The sequence below is a fragment of the Longimonas sp. genome (assembly GCF_046498435.1).
GTDB lineage: Bacteria > Bacteroidota > Rhodothermia > Rhodothermales > Salinibacteraceae > Longimonas.
Map to the genome: position 1 here is coordinate 1 of NZ_JAWOAR010000241.1, position 4,620 is coordinate 4,620.

The window sequence follows — 4,620 nt, forward strand, 5'->3', positions numbered from 1 at the left end:
TTGATGCGCCGGCCCGAGATCACGGGCTTCATCTCGGTCTCGCCGCCGGCCAACATGTATGATTTCTCGTTCCTTGCCCCCTGCCCCGCCAGCGGGCTGATCATCAACGGCGCCGCCGACCGCGTGGCCAAGCCGCAAGACACCCGTATCCTCGTCGACAAGCTGCACGAGCAAAAGGGCATCACCATCACCCACGAGGAGGTGCCAGGCGCCGGACATTTCTTCGAGGATCCACATATGGACCCGATGATCGAAAGCGTGCAGGCCTATGTGAAACGCCGCCTCACCGAATCCAGCCGCTGAAGGCCCGCGATGAGCAGGATCGCCGAGGAACTGGCCGACAAGCTGGCACAGGACACGATCGAAGCGGCCGACCAGCCGGTCGTCACCCAGCTGCTCGGCCGCCTCGATCGTGTCCTGGGCCAGCTTGTCGGCCAGTTCCTCGGGGATCCTGAATCAAGTTCAGGATCCATTCCCCCGACTATTCCCCCGAGAAGACGCCCAGATGGGTTCTTGTTGTAGGATCCAACAATCTCTCATTGAACAGGCGGTGGAGGAAACCAACGTTAAATAAACAATATAGCGGAGAAAAAGCTATGTGCAAGGACTAGCCCTCGGGGAGAGGAGGACTTTGTTTCAAGGTGTTGCGCATGGCTCCGCTGTGCGAGGCAGGCTATTCAGGGGGACAACTGGCATGCCCCTTCGGGGCCCTCTGCCCCGCTCTAACTTGGCTAAAAACACCGCCCGGCATGGGTTCCTGGGCTACAAGTCGCTAAACACGTACGCGCTTCGTCACTACGGCGTTTGGTAGCTGTTGGATTGCACGTGATGCACCGTGAGGCTGTCATCCCGGACAAGGCACCCCTGATCCGGAGCCGAGCGAAACGACACACAGGTAATCTACTCGTTTCTCGATAACTCAATCACGTCAGGGATAACGCCCCCGGCTTTTGTAACCCACGCTGGGCATCCCCCAGGGCGCCGCCCCCTACTTGTAATCCTCCATCGCCGTTACCGCCAGCGAATCAACGTAGTTGTTGAGCGTGTTGTCGGCGTGGCCCTTCACCCAGATCCACTCTACGTTGTGGCGCTCGTTTTGAGCATCCAGGGCTTGCCACAGGTCCTTGTTTTTAACCGGTTTCTTGGAGGAGGTACGCCAGCCGTTCTGCTTCCAGTTGTCGAGCCAGCCATCGTTGAACGCGCGCGACACGTAGGCGCTGTCAGTGTGAAGTTTGACGGCAGTCGGCTCGTCGAGCACTTTGAGCGCTTCGAGCGCGGCGGTTAGCTCCATGCGATTGTTAGTGGTCTGGAGGGATCCGCCGGTGTATTGTTCGGCGTCATCGCGGTTGCCCTCGGGCATAAGAACCGCAGCCCATCCGCCCGGACCCGGATTGCCGCTGCATGCGCCATCGGTATACACAGTTACGCTGTTCATCGTCAAAAGAAAACCCAAGAGGAGCAAAACAAATACGCATAGGGCAGCGCGGCGTCGCATCCGCCAACCCCACAGGCACATAAGCTATAGGGAAACGGGGCATGGATGCAGCGCTCCGCCGTCAATCGCTCATGAAAACTATTGAGCACACCGGTCGCTGCGGAGTCACGTTCTTCTGGCCCCAACGTGCCCGGCAGGCACCGCGTTGCATCTGCCACGTTATGTTTGCAGGGCGCAGCGGTCTACCGCACAGTAGGCCGGGTGCCAGTTCGATATTCTTGAGTGTGAGAGGCCCCTACCATGAAATTTGTTGACCACGTAGTCATTACGGTACGCAGCGGTGACGGCGGGCGTGGCCTGGTGTCGTTCCGACGCGAGAAGTTCGTACCCAAAGGCGGTCCTGCCGGAGGCAACGGTGGTGCGGGGGGCTCGGTGTACATCGAGGCCGATCCGCACCTCTACACGCTCATGGATCTGCGCTACAACACCTTGCACGAAGCCGGAGATGGCGAACCCGGCGGCAGCAATAACAAAACCGGCAAGGATGGCGAGGATGTGGTGCTCCGCGTGCCGCCCGGCACCGTCATCCGCAACAACGCTACCGACGCAGTTATCGGCGAAGTGGTGGAACCGGGCGATCGTCTCTGCATCGCGGAAGGCGGACGCGGAGGCAAGGGCAATACCTTCTTTAAGTCGTCAACCAACCAGACGCCTCGCCATGCCCAGCCGGGCGAGGACGGCGAGGAGAAGGAGATTGCGCTGGAGCTGAAGCTGCTGGCCGATGTGGGACTCGTAGGCTTTCCCAATGCCGGAAAGAGCACGCTCGTGTCGTCGATTTCGGCGGCGAAGCCCGAGGTGGCCGACTATCCGTTCACCACGCTCACGCCCTCGCTCGGCATGGTCTACGTGAACGAATATACCTCGTTTGTTATGGCGGATCTTCCAGGCATTATCGAAGATGCGCATGAGGGACGCGGACTTGGGCTGCAGTTCCTGCGCCACATTGAGCGCACCGCTGTGCTACTCTTCGTCATCCCCATTACGGAAACCGACCTGGGAGCGACGTACGAGCAGCTGCTGCACGAACTGCGCGAGTACGATGCTGCACAGCTCGACAAGCCGCGCTTTGTGGCGCTCTCAAAGACCGACCTACTGCCGCCCGAAGAACGCTCGCTGCTGCCCGATGTGGTCGCCGAACACTTTCCGCCCGGCGTAGAGCTGCTGCCCATCAGCGCGGTCGCACAGATCGGGTTGGCCCCCCTGAAGCACCGCCTGTTCGACGCTGTTGATACCGAGAAGCGCCGCACTGCGGCAGAGGTTGCCTCTTCATGACGCTCTTCGATGCCGATCCCACCGCCCCCGATGTCGATTCTGAGGCCGAGCGTCGCGCTCTTGTTGCGCTTATGCTCGTCCCCAACGTAGGCTGGAGCCGTGCCCGCACGCTTATCGGGCACCTCAAGCGGCCCAGCGCGGTGTTCAGCGCGTCGGCATCGGTGCTCACACAGGTACCCGGCATCGGACCACGCACAGCTGCGGCCATCTGCTCGTTCGACGACCACGCCGCGGTGGACCGGCAGTTTGCCCGCGCCGACGAGATGGACGTGCACCTCTGTACGCTCTGGGACACCGACTATCCCGGGCGTCTGCGCCACACCTACGATCCGCCGCCCTGCTTGTGGATACGCGGGACGTTGCATCCTGCCGATACGCATGCCCTGGCTGTGGTCGGCACGCGGCGATGCACCGATTATGGCAAGGGCGTAGCGCGCGACCTGACAGCAGCTCTCGTGCAGCACGGCTACACGATTGTGAGCGGCCTGGCGTTTGGCATCGACGCGGCAGCGCATCGCGCGGCACTTAAGCAAGGCGGACGCACGCTCGCGGTGCTCGGGTCGGGGCTGGCGCGCATCTACCCGCAGAAGCACACGCGGCTGGCGCGGCGCATTGAAGATCAGGGGGCGGTGCTCTCCGAGTACACCCTCGACGAGGACCCCAACGCCTCTAACTTTCCGGAGCGCAATCGCATTGTGAGTGGACTTACCCTGGGTACGCTCGTGATTGAGTCGCACGAAAAGGGCGGCGCGCTCATCACGGCGCGGCTGGCGGTGGAACAAAACCGCGAGGTGTTTGCCGTGCCCGGTCCGGTTGGGAAGAGCGCCTCGGTGGGCACCAACCGGCTCATCCAGCGCGGCCACGCCAAGCTCGTGCTCAATGTGGACGACCTGCTTGCAGAGCTTCCGACTCCCCCAACGACCACCGATAGCGAGGCGGCCCCGCCCAAGGAGCCCCCACCCGACCTAAGCAATGCCGAGCAGACGCTCTACGACGTCCTCACCAACGAGCCCGTTCACCTGGACGTGCTGTGTGCACGGGCGGGCGTAGCCCCCTCCGAGGCGCTGGTTCACCTGCTCCAGTTGGAGTTCAAGGACCTGGTCGAGCAGCGCGCTGGAAAGCAGTTTCAGCGTGTGCGGTGAGAGAAGAGGTGTATTGGATACGGCAGAAACCGACCTGCTCATTGCAGTTCCGCTCTGCATCCAGCAAACGACGGCAAAAAATATTACGCAACGCTGCAAACTTTCGGCATCGGGTCTATCTCCGCGTGGGCGGGATGCGATTTTGGATTACGGATTGTGGATTGTGGAGGCGTTCTATGGCGCAGGCGGCTGTGCTTTGGTGTCGAGAGGATGGACAAATGGAGGGGTGGAGGGATGGACGGGTGCGAGTCTGCTCTGCTACAATGCGACAGGCACTTCGATACGGCATCGTGGTCTGTGCACGAGCAATTGCCGACATTCGATTGAGCATGTCGGGGAGGCCGCCGTCTCCGTGCAATCCTCCATCCCTTTCGGGCCCCGTACGCCCCGGATGACCAGGCGGCCGGTGATGGTCGTCCACTTTCGAAAACCTCAGCCACCGGCCGCTCTGGTCCATCCGATGGTTCGGCCAGCTTCACGCCCTTATTCGCGCTTTGGTCACATCGCCTCCGACGCAATAATGATGACCCGCGAGCGTTCGGGCAGTTTCACGCTGGGATCGAGGGGACGTACCAATCCGTTCTCGACAATACCCGCAATGGCAAGCGGCTTGGCCAACTGGCCCTGATGCTGCTCCATCGATGACGGCGTCACATCAGGCGGCAATTCAGGCGGTGCCAGTCGCGGTTCCGCGGCGATCTCCTCGTCGCG

5 protein-coding genes are annotated in these 4,620 nt (G+C 61.6%); 3 read left to right on the forward strand and 2 right to left on the reverse strand.

The window, feature by feature from the left end:
* A partial coding sequence (locus R6U20_RS09230; RefSeq protein WP_410337567.1) for an alpha/beta hydrolase occupies positions 1-303 on the forward strand: 303 nt, incomplete at its 5' end.
* A 685-nt stretch (positions 304-988) separates the two neighbouring features.
* On the opposite strand, the gene rnhA is transcribed toward R6U20_RS09230, so the two are convergent.
* Positions 989-1,435: a ribonuclease HI gene (gene rnhA / locus R6U20_RS09235; RefSeq protein ID WP_410337568.1), complete on the reverse strand. Its 447-nt coding sequence runs from the start codon at positions 1,433-1,435 to the stop codon at positions 989-991.
* A 300-nt stretch (positions 1,436-1,735) separates the two neighbouring features.
* Here rnhA and obgE point away from each other — a divergent pair, with 300 nt between their 5' ends.
* Together obgE and dprA are read left to right on the forward strand one after the other, a co-directional pair.
* The gene (gene obgE / locus R6U20_RS09240) at positions 1,736-2,767 is read left to right on the forward strand and encodes a GTPase ObgE (RefSeq protein ID WP_410337569.1); all 1,032 of its coding nucleotides are present in this window, start codon (positions 1,736-1,738) and stop codon (positions 2,765-2,767) included.
* A complete protein-coding gene (gene dprA, locus R6U20_RS09245; protein WP_410337570.1) occupies positions 2,764-3,909 on the forward strand; it encodes a DNA-processing protein DprA in 1,146 nt (381 codons plus the stop codon). Before obgE ends, dprA begins: the two co-directional genes overlap by 4 nt.
* Before the next feature lie 498 nt (positions 3,910-4,407).
* Here dprA and R6U20_RS09250 read toward each other — a convergent pair.
* Positions 4,408-4,620: hypothetical protein (locus R6U20_RS09250; protein ID WP_410337571.1), on the reverse strand; the 213-nt coding region annotated here is incomplete at its 5' end.